Origin of the sequence: Streptomyces sp. NPDC050625, from assembly GCF_040654755.1 — a bacterium.
GTDB lineage: Bacteria > Actinomycetota > Actinomycetes > Streptomycetales > Streptomycetaceae > Streptomyces.
Map to the genome: position 1 here is coordinate 1 of NZ_JBFAIQ010000030.1, position 17,109 is coordinate 17,109.

The following is a 17,109-nucleotide window of genomic DNA, read 5'->3' on the forward strand; positions in this document are numbered from 1 at the left end:
CTCCGCCTTGCAGCTGGACGCACCATGCCCCGCTCACCTGCGCTGATGAGGCACCGTTGCCTGGAGCCGGCCTGATCCGCCGGACAGGCCCTAGGACGGGGTGAGAGGCAGGTCGTCCGTGAACGCGTTGACCGGCTGGGCCATGGGCTGGAGTTGACGTACGTCGAGGGCCGCTTCCGCGGATCTCGTGCCGAGGGTGCCCTTGGGGTGCCACGCGCCGGTCACCGCCAGCCAGCTGTTGGCGGGCGGGGCCGGGGTCCCGTACACACGGACCTTGACCGTCTGCGAATCGGCGGCGCAGCACGTGAAGATGATCCGGGTCAGATACCAGCCGCCGCCCGGCCCGGCCGGGGTGGCGAAGCCGGTCAGCCGGACGCTGCGGCCCTTGATGGCGAGGCTGCGGTCCTGCTGGACGCGGCTGGTGAAGTCCGTGAGCGTCAGGGGCAGCGGTGAGGCAGCGGGCAGGGGGTCGAACCGCTTCTGCGCCTTGACCGCCTTGTTGTTCGAGTGGGCCGCGGTGTAGGCACCCAGGGCGGGCGGGGCGTAGAGCAGAAGGCTCAGAGCGGGCAGGAAGAGCAGCCAGGCGACGCGGGGAGCGGTGGAGTGGTCGTGGCCGTGCGCGTGACCGGAGTGTTCCTCGTGTCCCCGGTCCAGGGCCGCGCTCGCCAGGCCCAGCAGGGTGAGCAGCACGCCGGAGGCGATGAGCAGCGGGCGCAGGCCTTCCTTGACGTAGCGCAGATAGAGGTCGCTGAACAGGGCGGCGTGCAGCAGGCCGAGTCCGGTCAGCACCAGCAGCGCCGTCTGGGCGTGGCGTTTCACAGCAGCACGCCTCCGATCAGGACGCCCGCGGCGATCGCCACCACGGTGGTCGCCGTGGAGAAGCGCCAGGCGAAGGCGCGGCCGAAGGTGCCGGCCTGAAGGGCGATCAGTTTCAGGTCGACCATCGGGCCGACGACCATGAACACGAGGCGGGCGGTCGGCGAGAAGCCGGTGAGCGAGGCCGCGACGAAGGCGTCGGCCTCCGAGCACACCGCCAGGAGGACTGCGAGGGCGGCCAGGAAGAGCACCGAGAGCCAGGCCGAGCCGGAGAACGCGTCGAGGACCGAGCGCGGCACCAGGACGTTGAAGGTCGCCGCGGCCATGGCGCCGAGGACGAGGAAGCCTCCGGCGTGCAGGAAGTCGTGCTGGAAGCCGAGCCGGAACTCGGTCCAGCGGCTGTGACCGTGCCGGTGGCCCGCGTACCGGACGGCCGGCCGCAGCCATTCCTCCTTGCCCAGCCACAGCCACAGCCAGCCCATCAGCGCGGCGGTGACGAGCGAGGCGAGCAGCCGGGCGGCGACCATCGCGGGGCTGCCCGGGAAGGCCACGGCGGTGGCGGTCAGCACCACCGGGTTGATCGCGGGGGCGGAGAGCAGGAAGGCGAAGGCCGCGGCCGGGGTGACGCCCCGGCGGATCAGGCTGTTCGCGACGGGTACGGAGGCGCATTCGCAGCCCGGCAGGACCGCTCCGGCCACTCCGGCCACCGGAACGGCGAGGGCGGGGCGCCGGGGAAGCGCCCTGGTGAACAGGTCGGCCGGTACGAAGGCGTTGATCGCGCCGGACAGCAGCGTGCCCAGCAGCAGGAACGGCAGCGCCTGGACGGTGATGGCCAGGCAGACGGTGCGCCAGGCCTCGACCGCCGGGTGGTTCAGCCACTGGGTTCCGGCGAGCGCGAACACCACCGCCACCGCGCCGGCTGCCGTCGCGGCCCCGGCGACGAACGGCCGCGGGAGCAGCCGTCGTCTCGGTGGGCTGACGGGTACGACCGCCACCCCTCCCGCCGCATCAACCAGTTCATCCGCTTTTGGCATTTCTACTCCAAATATCGGATCCGTGGCTGAACATAAGCGACGAGGACGGCCGGTGCCGCCCGCACACGCCGCCGGGCGCGAACGGAGGACTGCGGAACGGTCGTTGACGGGCAGTTCAGCCGGTGGCCAGCTCTTTCAGCCGGTCTGTGGATCCGTTGAACCTGTCGCGGTCGCCCACGAGCTCCCCGGTGGAGGTGTACTGCCACATCGTGTGCGTCGACCAGCCCGCCGGCAGTTCCCCGACGGACGAGGCGTAGCGCGCGACCCACAGGGGGTTGGTCGCCCCGAAGCCGCCGTAGCTCTTCGTGCAGGTGTTCCACCAGCTGGTGGCGGTGTAGATGACGGCGTTGCGGCCGGTGCGGGACTTGTACCGGTTCAGGAAGTTACGGATCCATGTGACCATCGCGCTCGGCGACTTGCCGTAGCAGTCGTCGCCGTAGGGGTTCCATTCGATGTCGAGCACACCCGGCAGCGTGGTGCCGTCGTCGCTCCAGCCGCCGCCGTGGTCGACGAAGTAGTCGGCCTGGGAGGCGCCGGTGCCGGTGTCGGGCGTGGCGAAGTGGTACGCGCCGCGGATCATGCCGACCTTCCGCGAGCCGTTGTACTGGTCGGAGAAGGAGGGGTTGGTGTAGTACGTGCCTTCGCTCGCCTTGGTGTAGGCCCACTTGACGCCGCTGCTCCACAACTTCGACCAGGCGACGTCACCCTGGTAGCTCGCGACGTCGACACCTTCGGTCTGACCGGCGCGCGCGTCGCCGGGTGCTCCGCTGCTGCCGTCGTGGGTCATGACTCCCATGCCCATATGGGCGGAGCCGCGCACCGGAGTGCCGTCGGCCGAGGCGGGTACGGCCGCCGACGGCACGAGCAGCGCCAGAACGGCGGAGGGGACGACGGCCGCGGCAAGACGGGTGCGGCGGGCACGTATGGCTGTGGCCATGGCTGTGTGTATGGATGATCGTTGCACGCAGACCATCTGACCCGCGGCCGACCGCCGCCGCACGCCAAGCGCCGCCCAACGGAGGGCGATCGGGGCCGGATGGCTCCGATCGAGTGACCCGGGGGCTACCAGGAGGGGGGCTCGCCACCGCTCACCCGCGTTCATCCATGAACCGCCGCACGACCGGGCCCAGGTAGTCCACTTGAGGTCCGCCGAGTCCTGCCGACTCGGCCTCGGAGCCGACGAGGACGATCCGGTCCAGCTCGGGCTCACGCCCCTGTGCCGTCTCCGCGGCGACCAGAGCCGCGAAGCGCCGGTGCAGCAGTTCGGCCGGCCGGGCCGGGGCGCGGAACAGGAATCCGACGTTCCCGTGCTCTCCGCGGGTGACCAGCCAGAGGGTCAGATCCTCGGGTGGTGTGTCGAGGCCCGTCTCCTCGACCAGTTCCCGGGCGGCATGGGCACGGAGCGCGGCCACGTCGAGCGGCTCGCCGTGCGGCGGCGGTTCCATCGAGCCTCCGGGCAACTGCAGTCGGCCCGGGGCGGCCGTCGAGGCCGACATACGGCCCACCAGGAGACGTCCGTCGTCCGTCGGCTGCACCAGGGCGACGAACACCGAGGACACCGGGGGCGCCCCCGGCACCCGGCGCAGGCCGCGGTACCGGCGGTGCGGCGGTGGCGTGCACGGGTCTCCGGGAGGAGGCCCTGCACAGGTCTGCGGAAGGAGGCGGGGAGCCTCGTCCTCTCCTGGGCGAGGGCCACCTAAGCGACGTTCCAGTCCGGCGGCAGGTCCGTGTCGCACAGGGCGCAGACGTAGTGGTCCTCGCGTACGACATTGACCTGTCGGCACGACACACAGCGGCGGAAGACCACCTCATGGGTGAAGCAACCGGGACGGACGAGGCCGGCCCGGTCCAGCGCGTCCGCGACGGCCGGCCATGAGCCGACGTCCGGGCAGTAGCCGGTCGACTGGTTGCTGACCTCGTCGACCGCCCACCGTCCACGGTCCTCCCGGAAGCTCAACTCGCCGGCCCCGAGCACCGGCCCGCCCCCGGCGCAGACCACATGCTCACTGCGGCGCGGCGCCAGGCGCAGCACGCCCTCGGGATCGACCACGAAGGTGAACGGCTCGGCCAGTTCCACCGCGGTGCGAGCCGACACCCATCGGGCGAAGTCCGCCGCGCAGCGGATGCCCTCGCCTGCTCCGCCCGGCCGTACGAGCGCCTTCGGATCACCGGGTCCGACATAGCCGTATGTCCGTGCCGCCATGCCCATGCCCCCGTACACTCCGTGCCGCCGTCTACGGACCGATCATGCACGGCGCACCACGTCGGCGCCCATTACTCCGTGCGAGTGGTGCATCGGCCGGGACGGTCGTAGCGTCGATACAGAGGCGATCGCCCACTACCGGGAGCAACGATGGCAAGACCAGCGGTGTACACAGCGATCATTCTCGGGGCGGGCACAGTGCTCACGGCGTCGATGACCACGGCCTCCGCCACCTCGCCCGCATCGGCACAGGCTGCCCCGCGGGCGGTGACGCAGCAGTCGGCCCCGGTGCTCGTCGACTGCGCGTTCCGCTCGAACACGCAGCCCGTGAACTTCATCCTGGCCTGCGGAGACGGCAACAGCCGGCTGGTCGCGATGCACTGGTCGCAGTGGGGCCCGACGTCCGCGACGGCCGTGGGGGTGAACGTGGTGAACGACTGCAAGCCGTACTGCGCGGCAGGTACGTTCCACGGATACCCGGTGGTCATCCGGCTGGAGCGTCCGGAGCCCTGGAAGAGGGACCCGCGGGTGGCGCACTTCACGCAAATGAGCCTCACCTACACCGACACCCGGCCGGAGGGATACAAGCGGGTCATGACCGTTCCCCTGTGGGACTGACCGCGGCGGCCGACACCACCGAACGAGTCGCCCCCGGTTAACGGACATATCACAACAAAACGTGTGTTATTCAGTCATGCACACACCTTCGCGCCGTACCTTGCTCCGTGCCCCGATCGCGGCCGTCGGCTTGGGAGTACTCGCCGGCTGCACCGAATCCGGCCCGGACCCGCAAACCAGTCCCCGCCTCGGCAACGGGGCGAGCGTGGACGTTGGCGGCTTCGTCCCCAAAGGCCCCAAGGGATATGTCCTGCCCTCGGGTCCCGAGGTCCGCGCCACCGAGCGGAGGCGCGGGTCCGGCCCTGTGCGCACGTACAAGTTCACCGCCGAACCGGTGACCGTGGATCTGGGCGGACGAAGGGTGAACACCTGGGGCTACGCCGACACCCTGCCCGGCCCGCTGGTCCGCGTCACCGCCGGGGACGTCCTCAGCCTCACCCTGGCCAACCGCCTGCCGACCACGACCACCCTCCACTCCCACGGCGTGCGCCTGCGCTGCGACATGGACGGCGTCCCCGACCTGACCCAGCCGCCCATCCCGGCCGGAACGGACTTCACCTACCGGTTCACCGCCAGCCACCCGGGCACGTACCTGCTGCACTCCCACGTCGGAATGCAGCCCGACCGCGGCCTGTACGCCCCCCTCATCATCGACGACCCCAAGGAGCCCCTCGCCTACGACAAGGAGTGGCTGATCGTCCTGGACGACTGGCTCGACGGCGTGAACGGCTCCACCCCCGACAACGTCCTGACGCAGCTCATCCCCCCGGGCAAGCACGTGACGATGGAGGGCATGGGCGTGGCCAGGGGTGCCGAGCACGGCCATGCGGGCCCGAAGGGCGCCGGTCCCTCCCGTCTCCTCCACCACTCCTTCAGCCCCATGCTGCACAGCGAGGGCGGCAGTGTGGCCTACCCCCACTACCTCATCAACGGACGCGTACCGTCGGCCCCGTCCGTGTTCAAGGCCAAGCCCGGCGACCGCATCCGGCTCCGGATCATCAACGCGGGCTCCGAGACAGCCTTCCGCGTCGCACTCGGCGGCCACACCATGACCGTCACGCACACCGACGGCTATCCGATCGAGCACAAGCGCACCGACGCGCTCGTCGTCGGCATGGCCGAGCGCTACGACGTCCTGGTCACCGTCAAGGACGGCGTCTTCCCGTTCGTCGCCCTCGCCGAGGGCAAGAACGGCCAGGGCATCGCCCTCCTGCGCACCGGCAAGGGAAGAACCGTTCCGCCAGCCAATGTCCGCCCCGACGAACTCGACGGAGAGCTGGTACCCGCCCGCCGCATGAGACCGCACGAGTCCGTGGACCTCGGCAAACGCGAGCCCGACCGGGAGCTACGCGTCAGGCTCACCGGCAACATGAAGCGGTTCGACTGGGGTTTCGACCACAAGCCCTACTCCGTCACCCAACGCCACCCCGTCCGTCAGGGCGAACGCGTCCGGCTCACCCTCGTCAACGCCACTGACATGTGGCACCCGCTGCATCTGCACGGCCACACCTTCGCCCTGGCCGCCCTCTGGGACGCCGGGGCCCGCAAGGACACCTCGATCGTGCTCCCCCACCGCAAGCTCGTCGTCGACTTCGACGCCGACAATCCCGGCCTCTGGATGCTCCACTGCCACAACCAGTACCACTCGGAAAGTGGCATGATGACGGTCCTCGGCTACCGCGCATAACCGCGCCGCCACGCCCGACCGCCGCTCCCCACCAGGGAGCGGCGGCCCAGGTCGCGCTCGCACCAACTCGCGCGCACCGCCCGTATCGTCACGATGCGGCAGCGACAACGCATTAACGCTGATCGCTCACTTGACCACCTGCGGTCACACGCGATTGGCTCCGGCCAGGAGAGTCGCCGGTCGGCACAGATATGTGCCGCGGGTCGCGATCCATCCCCCTCATGCTCGGCCGCACAGCGAGGTGCCGCACCCTCATGAACACTCCTCCCCCAGGTCCAGCCCACGGCAGACCGGCGCACGGCCTCATGCCGGCCGCGGTGCTGGTCGTCACCTGTCTGCTCATATCCGGCTGCTCCGGATCCGACGGCACCCGGTCGGAGTCGAGCGCCGGCAAGGCGGGCACCCCCCGGATGAAGATCACCCTGGTCAGCCACGGCGACCGGGGTGACACCTTCTGGGACCTGGTGCGCAGGGGCGCGGAGGCCGCGGCGGCCAAGGACAACGTCGAACTGACCTATGCCGGCGACCTGGACGCCGCCGGGCAGGCCGAACTGGTGCGGGACGCGATCCGGGACAAGGCCGACGGCATCGCGCTGACCCTGGCCAAGCCGGAGGCGATGAAGGGCCCGATCGCCCGGGCCAGGGCGGCGGGCATACCGGTGGTGGCCCTCAACTCCGGTATAGACGTGTGGAAGTCGGAGGGAGTCCTGGAGTACTTCGGCCAGGACGAGAGCGTCGCGGGCCGCGCGGTCGGCGACAAGCTGGACGGTCTCAAGGCCGAGCACACCCTCTGCGTCATCCACGAGCGCGGCAACATCGCCCTGGAGGCGCGCTGCGCCGGAGTGAAGAAGACGTTCACCGGCCGCACGGACATGCTCTATGTGGACGGCACCGACAGCAAGGCCGTGACCGACGCCATCGCGTCCCGGCTGCGGCAGGACCCGAGCATCGACGAAGTCGTCACGAACGGCGCCCCGTTCGCGCTCGCCGCGGTGAACTCCGTCAAGCAGGCGGGCAGCAGCGCGCACATCGCGACCTTCGACCTCAGCAAGGACCTGGTCAAGGCCGTGCGGAGCGGGGACGTGCAGTTCGCCGTCGACCAACAGCCCTATCTGCAGGGCTATCTGGCCGTGGACTCGCTGTGGCTGTACCGGACCAACGGCAACGTCAGCGGCGGCGGCGTGGCCCCCGTGCTCACCGGCCCCGCTTTCGTGACCAGGACGAACGTGGCCACGGTGGCCAAGTACGCCGCCAGTGGCACACGTTGACCTGCCCCGCCCTCGACCCACCGCGCTCCCCGCGCACTCCCCCGCCCCGCTGACCGCCCTCTAGGACGACGATGTCTCCACGGACAGGTGCCCGGCGCCGTCTCGGCTCCATACGTCTCTCCCTGATCCTGCTGGCGCTCGTGCCGAGCGTCACCCTCGCCGCCATGTGGGGCGTGACGACGACACAGATGTTCTCCGAAGGACTACGGCTGCGCTCGCAGACGCAGCTGAGCAGGTCCACCGGGGCCATGGGCACCGAGGCCACGCTCGCCCTGCAGCAGGAGCGCAGCCTGTCGGCCGTATGGCTGGCCTCGGGGCACGGCTCCCGGGCCGCACTGGACGCCCAGCGCAAGAAGACCGACGCGGCGGTCGCCAAGCTGGTCGACCGGGCCGACGCGATCAAAAAGGCACCGGCCCGCATCAAGGACCGGCTGTACTCGGTCGTCGCCTCGGTGAGCAGCCTGGAGTACTACCGCGGCCAGGTGGACGACCCCACCGACATCACCGCCGCACAGTCGCTCGGCCAGTACACCTCGATCATCGACGACCAGATCCATGGCTTCCAGGAGCTCTCCCAGGTCGACGACGGCGACCTCACCTCGCAGGCCGGTCCGCTCGTCGCGCTGGAGCACGCGGCCGAGCTGGTGTCCGAGGAGGACACACAGCTCACCCTGGCCGGGCCCGCCGGGTACATGGACGAGAAGACATGGGCCGAGTTCGCGCAATTGGTGAACGCCCGCCGTTGGCTCGTACAGGACCAGATCGTCGCCTCGCTCACCGGTGACGCGAAGCGGCAGACCGAGCGGATCCTGCAGAGCGCGGACTGGAAGACCCTGGAGTCCATCGAGGGCAAGGTGCTCGCGGCCCGCGCGACCATGGGCAAGGACCACAGGATCGCCCTGCCGGACGTGCAGAAGCAGTGGCGCGCCGCGCTGATCAAGGTCTCCGACGAGTACTCGGCCCTCATCCGGCAGCAGACGGCCGACCTGCTCCACCGCAGCGCCGATAGGGCGCACGAACTGCTGGTCACCGCCGCCTCCCTGAGCGTCGGCGGACTCGTCGCCCTGCTGCTGTGCGTCGGCATGTCCTGGCGCATCACCCGCTCCCTGTCCCGGCGGCTGCACGGTCTCCGGATGGCCACCCTCGGTCTGGCCGAGGACCGGTTGCCCGACGTCGTCGCGCGGCTGGACCGCGGCGAGCGGATCGACGTGGAGCTGGCGACACCGCCGCTGGACTACGGCGAGGACGAACTCGGCCAGGTGGCCAAGGCGTTCAACACCGCACAGCGCACGGCCGTGCACACCGCGGTCGAACTCGCCGACATCCGGCGCGGCTTCCAGAAGGTCATCCTCGGCATCGCCCGGCAGAGCCAGAACCTGGTCAACCTTCAGCTCAGCAGGCTCGACGGGCTGGAACGGCAGCACACCGACCCGGAGGTCCTCAAGGGTCTGTACGAACTCGACTCCACCGCGAGCCAGTTGCGCCGCTACGAGGAGAACCTCGTGATCATCAGCGGTGAGCGGCCCGGACGCAGCTGGACCGAGCCGGTCGCGCTGATCGACATCCTGCGCAGCGCCGTCGGCGAGGTCGCCGAGTACCAGCGGGTGGACGTGCGCACCGACGAGGAGGTGAGCCTCGCCCCGCCCGCGGTCGCGGACGTGATCCATCTGCTGGCCGAGCTCATCGACAACGCGACGGTGTATTCCCCCGCGCCCAGCCCGGTCGAGGTGCGCGCGGCGATGGTGGCCAAGGGCCTGGCCATCGAGGTCGAGGACCGCGGGCTCGGCCTGTCCGAGGAGGACTACGCCTCACTCAACGCCCAGTTGGCGGTGGAGCCCCAGTTCGACGTGGTGGCCCTGGCCGACGACCTTCGGCTTGGCATGTTCGTGATTGCCCGGCTCGCCACCCGGCACGGCATCGCCGTCACCCTGCGTCCGTCGCCGTTCGGCGGCACCACGGCGATCGTCCTCGTCCCGCACGAGATCGTCGTACGGGAGACCCCCGCCCCGCCCGCGCCGGACGTTATGGACGACGCGGCGGACGAGAAGGAGGCCGAGGCCGCGCCGCCTCTCCCCCAGCGAGCGCGGCAGGCGACGCCGGCCCGGACCGCCGACGCCCGCGAGGAGCCGCCCGGGTCCGGCGGGACCGGCCGGTCCGGCCGTCCCGTCCCGCTGCCGCGCCGGGTGCCGCAGACGAGCCTGGTGCTCGAACTGCGCGAGGAGTCGGCGCCGGCCGAGGAGGACGGCTTCCTGGACAGTTTCCCGGACGACTTCACCGCGGAACGCGCCGCGTCGTCGCTGGCCGGCTTCCAGCGCGGCACGCTCAAGGCACGTGACGAGGAGGGCGAACCGCGGTACGACCAGGCGGAGAAGGATCCGCAGTACGACCAGGCAGAGGAAACCGCTCCACAGGACCCGGGGGTGGACGTCCCCGCCACAGCCGAGCCCCCGGCTCCACCCGAGCAGCCGGACCCCGCTCCTCGACTCAGCCCGCCGACCGCTCATGAAGGACGCTGACATGACCCGCCCCACCCCTGCCACGCACACCCAGCTCGACCAATTGCTCACCGGACTCGTCGACCGGGTCGCCGAGGTGAACCACGCCGTCGTCCTGTCCGAGGACGGACTCGTGGTCAGCAAGTCGACCGGGTTCCTGCGTGACGACGCCGAGCGCCTGGCCGCGACCGCGTCCGGCCTGATGAGCCTCAGCAAGGGCGTCAGCATGGACTTCCGCGGCGGCCCGGTGCGCCAGGCCCTCATCGAGATGGCCAACAGCTATCTGATCCTGACCGCCGCCGGACCCGGCGCCCATCTCGTCGTCCTCACCAGCCAGGGCGCCGACGTGGGTGTGGTGGCGTACCAGATGAACATGCTGGTGAAGAAGATCGGCGAGCACCTCAGCGCGGCACCGCGCACGGGCCTCGTCGTGTCCGAACGCGGCGAGTGAGGTGAGCGGGGGCGACGCGGCGGGCCGTCTCGTACGGCCGTTCGCCCTGACCGGCGGACGGACCCGGCCCAGCCGCGCCGACTTCACGCTGATCACGACGGTGACCGCGGTGGATCCGCCGCCCGCGTGGGCCGGCCGGCTGCAGCCCGAGCACACCCGGATCCTTCGGCAGTGCGCTCGGCCGGTCGCCGTCGCCGAGCTCGCCGCCCACCTCGACCTGCCCGTGAGCGTCGTCGTCATCCTGCTCTGCGACCTGCTGGAGTCCGGCCGGATCACCGCCCACCCACCGCACCCCCACTGCCACGCGGAACCCGATCTGGAGCTGCTGCAGAAGGTGCGGGACGGCCTCGGGCACCTCTGAGACCCACCGAAGACGAAAGGGCACCGCCACTCATGGCCAGCCAGATCCGCCGGACGGGCCCCGGCTCCGCCGCCGGGGCGGTCGCCGCCCCCGACACCGTCAAGATCCTGATCGCGGGGGGATTCGGTGTCGGGAAGACCACCATGGTCGCGTCGGTCAGCGAGATCGTCCCCCTGCGCACCGAGGAACCGCTGACCACCGCGGGCCTCGACGTCGACGACCTCGACGGGATCGAGGAGAAACGGTCCACCACGGTGGCCCTGGACTTCGGCCGGATCACCATCGGCAGCGATCTGGTGCTGTACCTGTTCGGCACCCCCGGGCAGCAGCGGTTCTGGTTCATGTGGAACGACCTGGCGGTGGGGGCGCTGGGTGCCGTGGTGCTGGTCGATGTCCGCCGGCCGCGGGCCAGCTTCGCGGCCATCGACTTCTTCGAGCGGCGGCGCATTCCGTTCGTGGTCGGCGTCAACGGGTTCCACGGGCTCCACCCGTACACACCCGAGGAGGTCCGGGACGCCCTGGCGCTGCCCGAGGGCACCCCGGTGCTGCTGTGCGACGCACGGGAGCGTGAGTCGTCGCGCGACGTGCTGATCGCCCTGATCGACCGGCTGATCGCCGCGGCCGTCCGGGCGGGCGAGAAGGACTGAGGGAAGGGCCGTGGCGGGCAGGTGCCACGGGCTGTCCGGCGCCGCCCGCCCGTCTCACCAGGTCGGTACGAATCCCCCGTCGATGCGGATGTCGCTGCCCACGATGTTCGCGGCCCTGTCGCCCGCCAGGAAGACCACCAGGTCGGCGATCTCCGAGGCCCGGGAGAAGCGGCCGCTGACCGTGGCGGCCGCCGCCCGTGCCACCACGTCCTCGGGGCTCAGTCCGGCCGCGGACGAGACGGTGTCGGCCACTCCGCCCCCGCCCAGCCACAGCTCCGTCTCCACCGGTCCGGGACTGACGCTGTTGACCCGCACGCCACGCGGTCCGAACTCCTTCGAGAGCGCCTTGGAGAAGTTGACCAGGGCCGCCTTGGCCGCGCCGTAGTCGATGACCATGGGGTCCGGGAGTTCGGCGTTGACGGAGGCGATGTTGACGATGGAGCCGCGTCCCTCCTCCAGCATCCGCGGCAGCACGGCACGGGTCACCGCGACCGTGGCGAACAGGTTGAGATCGAGGGTCCGCCGCCACTCGGCGTCGCTCACGGCGAGGAATCCGCCGGGGCGCGCGGGGGCCGCGCCCACGTTGTTCACCAGCACATCGATGCGCAGCCCGGCTTCCGCCGCGAGCCGCTCCGCGCTGTCCGGCTCGGTCAGGTCGAGCGGGATCCAGCGGGCGGCCCCGCTCTTCACGAGCGCGTCCAGCCCTGGGGTGGAGGTTCTGGCGGCCGCGACCACCTGGGCCCCGGCCGTCGCCAGCGCTTCGGCCACGGCCAGACCGATCCCCTTGCTCGCACCGGTGACCACGGCCGTTCTGTCCTGCAGTTCCACTGCCATCGCCCGCTCCTCGCTGCGGATGGGTCCCTTCCTCTCCAGACTGAGGCCGAACGGCGGTCCCCGCCCGGGCTGCGCGACGCGGCCACGGCGACGGCGTCCGTCCTTACGGAGCGATGACGTGCCGGGCGCGCTCGTGTCGTGCGGCGGTGGTGCGGACCTAGCGTGTGGATATGCGTGTACTGGTCACCGGCGGTGCCGGGTTCATCGGGTCCCATGTCGTCGAGGCGCTGGTGGCGCACGGGCACGAGCCCGTGGTGTTCGACGTGCGGGCGGACACGGGCGGCGACGTGCGTGACGGGGCTTCGGTCGCCCGCGCCCTGACCGGCGTCGACGCCGTCTGTCACCAGGCGGCCATGGTCGGTCTGGGCCAGGGTTTCGCCGATGCGGCCGAGTACGTCTCGCGCAACGACCTCGGCACCGCCGTACTGCTCACCGCCATGGCGGACGCGGGGGTACGGAACCTGGTGCTGGCCGGGTCGATGGTGGTCTACGGGGAGGGCCGCTACGAGTGCGGGCGGCACGGGGTCGTACGGCCCGGGCCGCGGGCCGTGGCCGACCTGGACGCGGGGCGCTTCGAGCCGGTGTGCCCGAGGTGCGGTGAGGAACTGTCCCCCGGCCTGGTCGGTGAGGACGCGCCCGTCGATCCACGCAACGTGTACGCCACGACCAAGCTCGCCCAGGAACATCTGGCGGCCGCCTGGGCCAGGGCGACGGGCGGGTCGGCCGTGTCGCTGCGCTACCACAACGTGTACGGGCCCGGGATGCCCCGGGACACCCCGTACGCCGGCGTCGCCTCCTTCTTCCGGTCCGCGCTGGCCCGCGGCGAGGCCCCGCGTGTCTTCGAGGACGGCCGCCAGCGGCGGGACTTCGTGCACGTACGGGACGTGGCGGCGGCCAATGTGGCGGCGCTGGAGGCGGACCCGGCCGCCGGTGCGCTCACCGCGTACAACACGGGCAGCGGGGAGCCGCACACTGTCGGCGAGATGGCACGTGCGCTGGCCGCCGCGTACGGCGGCCCCGAACCCGTCGTCACCGGGGAGTACCGCCTGGGCGACGTACGGCACATCACGGCCGACTCGTCGCGCCTGCGGGCCGCACTGGGCTGGAAACCCGAGGTCGGCTTCGAGGCAGGGATGCACGAGTTCGCCCGGGCACGGCTGCGCGGGGAAGGGCCCGGCACACGGTGACCTTCGGCGAGATGGCCGCCTGGGCGACGTACGGCACATCACGGCGGACTCGTCACGACTACGGGCCGCGCTGGGCTGGAAGCCCGAGGTCGGCTTCGAGGCAGGGATGCACGAGTTCGCCCGGGCACGGCTGCGCGGGGAAGGGCCCGGCACACGGTGACCGTCGTGCCGGGTGTCATCGCTCGGCCGCGGGCAGGGTCACCTCGAAGCGGCAGCCGCCCGGGATGTTGCGTACGGCGGCCCGGCCCTCGTGGGCCTCGACGATCCCGCGGACGATGGCCAGGCCCAGGCCCGCCCCGGCGGGCGGCGTGCGCGCGTGCGTGCCGCGCCAGCCTGTGTCGAAGACCCTCGGCAGGTCCTCCTCCGGAATGCCGCCGCAGCCGTCGGACACCGACACCACGACACCGTCAGGACAGCGCTCGGCGGCCACCGCGACGGTCCCGTCGGCCGGTGTCCGCCGGATCGCGTTGACCAGCAGATTGCCCAGCACCCGGCTCATCTCCTTGCCGTCCACCTCGACCGGCACGGGTTCGACCCGGTCGCCGACGAGCCGCACCCCGAGTTCGCGGGCGAGCGGATCGACCCCCGCGAGGGCGTCGCCGACCAGGTCGTACAGGGAGATCCGGGACGGGGACAGGGCCAGGGTGCCGGCGTGGATGCGGGAGAGTTCGAACAGGTCGCCGACCATGTCGTTGAGCCGCTCCACCTCGGTGCGGATCTGCTTGAGGTAACGGTCCGGGTCGGCGGCCACGCCGTCCTCAAGGGCCTCCGCCATGGCCCGCAGGCCGGCCAGCGGGGTGCGCAGGTCGTGCGAGATCCAGGCGACGAGGTCGCGGCGGGAGGACTCCAGGGCGCGCTCGCGGTCACGGGACTCGGCGAGCCTGGCGCTGGTGGCCGCCAGCTCCCGGCTCAGGGCCGCCAGTTCGGCGGTCGCGGGAGCGTCCGGCGCGGCGAAGTCGCCGTCGTCGCCGAAGGAGCGGGCGGCGAGCTGGAGTTCACGGCTGCGGGCGACGACCCAGCGGCCGAGCAGCAGCGCGGTGGCGAGGGAGACGACGGCCGCCATCGCGACGACAGTCGTCACGACGCTCAGGTCGTGCGCCGACAGGAACATCGCCTCCGCCACGGCCAGGGTCCCGGCGAACATGGCGAACACGGCGACGGAGGCCACCACGGTGAGCGAGGCGGTGAAGGACCGCTTGCGGATCAGCCGCAGGACGAGCGCTCCGGCGAGGCCGGTCGCGGCGGCGCCGAGGAACGCGTACAGGGCGATGAGAAGGGCGTCCCGCACGGTCAGCTCCCTTCCTGTCCACCGGAGTCGAAGCGGTAGCCCACGCCCCACACGGTCTGGATGAGGCGCGGGCTTGCCGGATCGTCCTCGACCTTGCCGCGCAGCCGGCGGACATGGACGGTGACCGTGGACAGATCACCGAAGTCCCAGCCCCACACCTCGCGCATCAGATCCTCACGGCTGTAGGCCCGGCCGGGATGCCGCAGGAAGAAGGAGAGCAGGTCGAACTCGCGGAGTGTGAGGGCGAGTTCGACGCCGTTCTTGGTGGCGCGGCGGGCGCCGGGGTCGACCTGGAGACCGGCCGCGCCGAGCGGGCCCGTACCGACGCCGGGCCGGGTGCGCCGCAGCACCGACTCCACCCTGAGGACCAGCTCCCGGGGGCTGAACGGTTTGGTGACGTAGTCGTCCGCCCCCACCTCCAGGCCCAGGATGCGATCGTCCTCGTCGCCGCGCGCGGTGAGCATGATCACCGGCACCGGGCCGTGCCCGCGCAGCCGGCGGCACACCTCCAGGCCGTCCATGCCGGGCAGCATCAGGTCCAGGACCACCAGGTCCGGCCGGTGCGCGCTCGCCCGGGCGAGCGCCGAGGGCCCGTCCGGGGCCCGGTCCACGACAAAGCCCGCGCGGTTCAGATAGCCGGAGACGACCTCGGCGACGGTGGGATCGTCGTCCACGACCAGGACGCGGGCGCCCTCGCCCGGCCGCCTCGTGGCGGTCGCCGGTTCATCGGCTTCGGTCGCCGGGCCATCGGCTTCGTACGGCTGCTGCATGCGTCCAGCCTCGCACCACCCCACCCACCCGTGCGGTCCACCAGGGCGGTCCGGCCCCGGACGTCCGTGTTTCGTAAGGAGCGGAAGCCCGAAATGCACCGTTCGCGTTCGTAGGGTGAAAGCCGTGACGATCTCTCCCCCCTCCGCGGACGTCGACGTCGTCCTGCCCTGTCTGAACGAGGCCGAGGCCCTTCCCTGGGTTCTCGCCCGCGTTCCGCGGGGCTGGCGCGCGATCGTCGTGGACAACGGCTCCACCGACGGCTCGGCGGACATCGCCCGCGCACTGGGCGCGACCGTGGTGCACGAACCCCGCCGTGGGTTCGGCTCCGCCTGCCACGCGGGCCTGGCCGCCGCCACCGCGGACATCGTGTGCTTCTGCGACTGCGACGCCTCGCTCGACCCCTCGCTGCTGGCGCCCTTCGTCGGCGAGGTGCGCGCCGGCGAGGCGGACCTGGTGCTCGGCCGGCGGCGGCCGCAGGGCCGGGGCGCGTGGCCGCCGCACGCCCGGGTGGGCAACCTCGCGCTCGCCCTGATACTGCGCCGCCGCACCGGACTGCGCCTGCACGACCTCGGCCCGCTGCGCGCCGCCCGCCGCGAAGGACTGCTGACCCTCGCCCTGACCGACCGGCGCAACGGCTACCCCCTCCAGATGGTCGTGCGTGCCGCCGACGCGGGCTGGCGCATCGCCGAGCACGACGTGCCGTATCGGCCCCGGTCCGGCGTCTCCAAGGTGACGGGCACCTGGCGCGGCACCTGGCAGGCGGTACGGGACATGCGCCGCGTGCTGGCCGAGCCGCCCGTCCGAGAGGGGATCGCCCGGTGACCACTCTGCTCGTCATCGCCAAGGAGCCGCTTCCGGGGCGGGTCAAGACCCGGTTGACGCCCCCGTTCACCGCCCAGCAGGCGGCGGCGCTCGCCGAGGCGGCCCTCGCGGACACCCTGCACACCGTGGCGGCCACTCCCGCCGCCCGGCGCGTCCTCGTCCTGGACGGGGCGCCCGGCCCCTGGCTGCCGCCCGGCTTCGACGTCGTACCGCAGTGCGCGGGCGGGCTGGACGAGCGACTGGCCGGCGCCTTCGCCCGCTGCGACGGCCCGGCGCTGCTCATCGGCATGGACACACCGCAGGTGACCCCAAATCTGCTCACGGTGGACTTCGCCGGCTGCGACGCGTATTTCGGTCCCGCCGAGGACGGCGGGTTCTGGGCCCTGGGGCTGGCAGAGCCCGACCCGGGACTGCTGCGGGGCGTGCCCATGTCGACGCCGGAGACCGGAGCCGTCCAGCGGGAGCGGCTGGTCGCCGCGGGCCTGCGGGTGCGCGACCTGCCCCGGCTGCGCGACGTCGACACCGCCGCCGACGCTCTTGCCGTCGCCGCCGCGGCACCGTACGGCCGGTTCGCGGCCCGGCTGGCCCGGCTGACGGCGGTCGCGGGCCGATGAGCCCCGGGCCAAA

Annotated in this window: 18 protein-coding genes; 10 read left to right on the forward strand and 8 right to left on the reverse strand. The window is 71.8% G+C overall.

From position 1 onward, the window contains the following. Window positions 1–90 precede the first annotated feature (90 nt). The 5 genes from AB0I54_RS39030 to AB0I54_RS39050 form a co-directional block, all read right to left on the reverse strand. Complete coding sequence (locus tag AB0I54_RS39030; protein WP_363301054.1) at window positions 91–819, reverse strand: TIGR03943 family protein; 729 nt, start codon at window positions 817–819, stop codon at window positions 91–93. Then, window positions 816–1,850: a permease gene (locus tag AB0I54_RS39035; protein WP_363301055.1), complete on the reverse strand. Its 1,035-nt coding sequence runs from the start codon at window positions 1,848–1,850 to the stop codon at window positions 816–818. The genes AB0I54_RS39030 and AB0I54_RS39035 overlap by 4 nt, the downstream gene beginning before the upstream one ends. A gap of 115 nt (window positions 1,851–1,965) precedes the next feature. Beyond that, window positions 1,966–2,787 carry a lysozyme gene (locus AB0I54_RS39040; protein WP_363301056.1) on the reverse strand — a complete coding sequence of 274 codons (822 nt, stop codon included), beginning with the start codon at window positions 2,785–2,787 and terminating at the stop codon, window positions 1,966–1,968. A 151-nt stretch (window positions 2,788–2,938) separates the two neighbouring features. Then, window positions 2,939–3,409: an NUDIX hydrolase gene (locus AB0I54_RS39045; protein WP_363301057.1), complete on the reverse strand. Its 471-nt coding sequence runs from the start codon at window positions 3,407–3,409 to the stop codon at window positions 2,939–2,941. Window positions 3,410–3,546: 137 nt separating this feature from the next. Then, complete coding sequence (locus AB0I54_RS39050; RefSeq protein WP_363301058.1) at window positions 3,547–4,059, reverse strand: hypothetical protein; 513 nt, start codon at window positions 4,057–4,059, stop codon at window positions 3,547–3,549. A gap of 144 nt (window positions 4,060–4,203) precedes the next feature. Between AB0I54_RS39050 and AB0I54_RS39055 the strand changes: the two genes are divergently transcribed. The 7 genes from AB0I54_RS39055 (at window position 4,204) to AB0I54_RS39085 (ending at window position 11,580) form a co-directional block, all read left to right on the forward strand. After that, window positions 4,204–4,671, forward strand: coding sequence for a hypothetical protein (locus AB0I54_RS39055; protein WP_363301059.1), 468 nt, complete (start codon window positions 4,204–4,206; stop codon window positions 4,669–4,671). Between the two features lie 76 nt (window positions 4,672–4,747). Then, window positions 4,748–6,358: a multicopper oxidase family protein gene (locus AB0I54_RS39060; RefSeq protein ID WP_363301060.1), complete on the forward strand. Its 1,611-nt coding sequence runs from the start codon at window positions 4,748–4,750 to the stop codon at window positions 6,356–6,358. Window positions 6,359–6,612: 254 nt separating this feature from the next. Next, window positions 6,613–7,626: a sugar ABC transporter substrate-binding protein gene (locus tag AB0I54_RS39065; protein WP_363301061.1), complete on the forward strand. Its 1,014-nt coding sequence runs from the start codon at window positions 6,613–6,615 to the stop codon at window positions 7,624–7,626. A gap of 71 nt (window positions 7,627–7,697) precedes the next feature. After that, window positions 7,698–10,142 (forward strand): nitrate- and nitrite sensing domain-containing protein, encoded by a 2,445-nt coding sequence (locus AB0I54_RS39070; RefSeq protein WP_363301062.1) that lies wholly within the window; start codon window positions 7,698–7,700, stop codon window positions 10,140–10,142. A 1-nt stretch (window position 10,143) separates the two neighbouring features. After that, window positions 10,144–10,572, forward strand: coding sequence for a roadblock/LC7 domain-containing protein (locus tag AB0I54_RS39075; protein ID WP_363301064.1), 429 nt, complete (start codon window positions 10,144–10,146; stop codon window positions 10,570–10,572). 1 nt (window position 10,573) lies between these two features. Beyond that, window positions 10,574–10,933, forward strand: a complete 360-nt coding sequence (locus tag AB0I54_RS39080; RefSeq protein WP_363301065.1) for a DUF742 domain-containing protein — start codon at window positions 10,574–10,576, stop codon at window positions 10,931–10,933. 32 nt (window positions 10,934–10,965) lie between these two features. Beyond that, window positions 10,966–11,580 carry an ATP/GTP-binding protein gene (locus AB0I54_RS39085; RefSeq protein ID WP_363301066.1) on the forward strand — a complete coding sequence of 205 codons (615 nt, stop codon included), beginning with the start codon at window positions 10,966–10,968 and terminating at the stop codon, window positions 11,578–11,580. Between the two features lie 54 nt (window positions 11,581–11,634). Here the strand turns inward: AB0I54_RS39085 and AB0I54_RS39090 are convergent, their stop codons facing one another. After that, window positions 11,635–12,414: an SDR family oxidoreductase gene (locus AB0I54_RS39090; RefSeq protein ID WP_363301067.1), complete on the reverse strand. Its 780-nt coding sequence runs from the start codon at window positions 12,412–12,414 to the stop codon at window positions 11,635–11,637. A 170-nt stretch (window positions 12,415–12,584) separates the two neighbouring features. On the opposite strand from AB0I54_RS39090, the gene AB0I54_RS39095 reads away from it, so the two are divergent. Then, the gene (locus tag AB0I54_RS39095) at window positions 12,585–13,601 is read left to right on the forward strand and encodes an NAD-dependent epimerase/dehydratase family protein (protein WP_363301068.1); all 1,017 of its coding nucleotides are present in this window, start codon (window positions 12,585–12,587) and stop codon (window positions 13,599–13,601) included. A 175-nt stretch (window positions 13,602–13,776) separates the two neighbouring features. Here AB0I54_RS39095 and AB0I54_RS39100 read toward each other — a convergent pair whose 3' ends face one another. Next, a complete protein-coding gene (locus AB0I54_RS39100; protein WP_363301069.1) occupies window positions 13,777–14,889 on the reverse strand; it encodes a HAMP domain-containing sensor histidine kinase in 1,113 nt (370 codons plus the stop codon). Window positions 14,890–14,891: 2 nt separating this feature from the next. Further along, window positions 14,892–15,659, reverse strand: a complete 768-nt coding sequence (locus AB0I54_RS39105) for a response regulator transcription factor (RefSeq protein WP_363301070.1) — start codon at window positions 15,657–15,659, stop codon at window positions 14,892–14,894. A 115-nt stretch (window positions 15,660–15,774) separates the two neighbouring features. Here AB0I54_RS39105 and AB0I54_RS39110 point away from each other — a divergent pair, with 115 nt between their 5' ends. Together AB0I54_RS39110 and AB0I54_RS39115 are read left to right on the forward strand one after the other, a co-directional pair. Further along, window positions 15,775–16,482: a glycosyltransferase family 2 protein gene (locus tag AB0I54_RS39110; RefSeq protein ID WP_363301071.1), complete on the forward strand. Its 708-nt coding sequence runs from the start codon at window positions 15,775–15,777 to the stop codon at window positions 16,480–16,482. Then, a complete protein-coding gene (locus AB0I54_RS39115) occupies window positions 16,479–17,096 on the forward strand; it encodes a DUF2064 domain-containing protein (protein WP_363301072.1) in 618 nt (205 codons plus the stop codon). Before AB0I54_RS39110 ends, AB0I54_RS39115 begins: the two co-directional genes overlap by 4 nt. Window positions 17,097–17,109: the final 13 nt, after the last annotated feature.

Coding starts and splice junctions, on each gene's coding strand:
- AB0I54_RS39065 (WP_363301061.1), top strand. CDS start 6,613: ATGAACACTCCTCCCCCAGGTCCAGCCCACGGCAGACCGGCGCACGGC.
- AB0I54_RS39060 (WP_363301060.1), top strand. CDS start 4,748: ATGCACACACCTTCGCGCCGTACCTTGCTCCGTGCCCCGATCGCGGCC.
- AB0I54_RS39040 (WP_363301056.1), bottom strand. CDS start 2,787: ATGGCCACAGCCATACGTGCCCGCCGCACCCGTCTTGCCGCGGCCGTC.
- AB0I54_RS39090 (WP_363301067.1), bottom strand. CDS start 12,414: ATGGCAGTGGAACTGCAGGACAGAACGGCCGTGGTCACCGGTGCGAGC.
- AB0I54_RS39050 (WP_363301058.1), bottom strand. CDS start 4,059: ATGGGCATGGCGGCACGGACATACGGCTATGTCGGACCCGGTGATCCG.
- AB0I54_RS39055 (WP_363301059.1), top strand. CDS start 4,204: ATGGCAAGACCAGCGGTGTACACAGCGATCATTCTCGGGGCGGGCACA.
- AB0I54_RS39085 (WP_363301066.1), top strand. CDS start 10,966: ATGGCCAGCCAGATCCGCCGGACGGGCCCCGGCTCCGCCGCCGGGGCG.
- AB0I54_RS39075 (WP_363301064.1), top strand. CDS start 10,144: ATGACCCGCCCCACCCCTGCCACGCACACCCAGCTCGACCAATTGCTC.
- AB0I54_RS39105 (WP_363301070.1), bottom strand. CDS start 15,659: ATGCAGCAGCCGTACGAAGCCGATGGCCCGGCGACCGAAGCCGATGAA.
- AB0I54_RS39095 (WP_363301068.1), top strand. CDS start 12,585: ATGCGTGTACTGGTCACCGGCGGTGCCGGGTTCATCGGGTCCCATGTC.
- AB0I54_RS39070 (WP_363301062.1), top strand. CDS start 7,698: ATGTCTCCACGGACAGGTGCCCGGCGCCGTCTCGGCTCCATACGTCTC.
- AB0I54_RS39035 (WP_363301055.1), bottom strand. CDS start 1,850: ATGCCAAAAGCGGATGAACTGGTTGATGCGGCGGGAGGGGTGGCGGTC.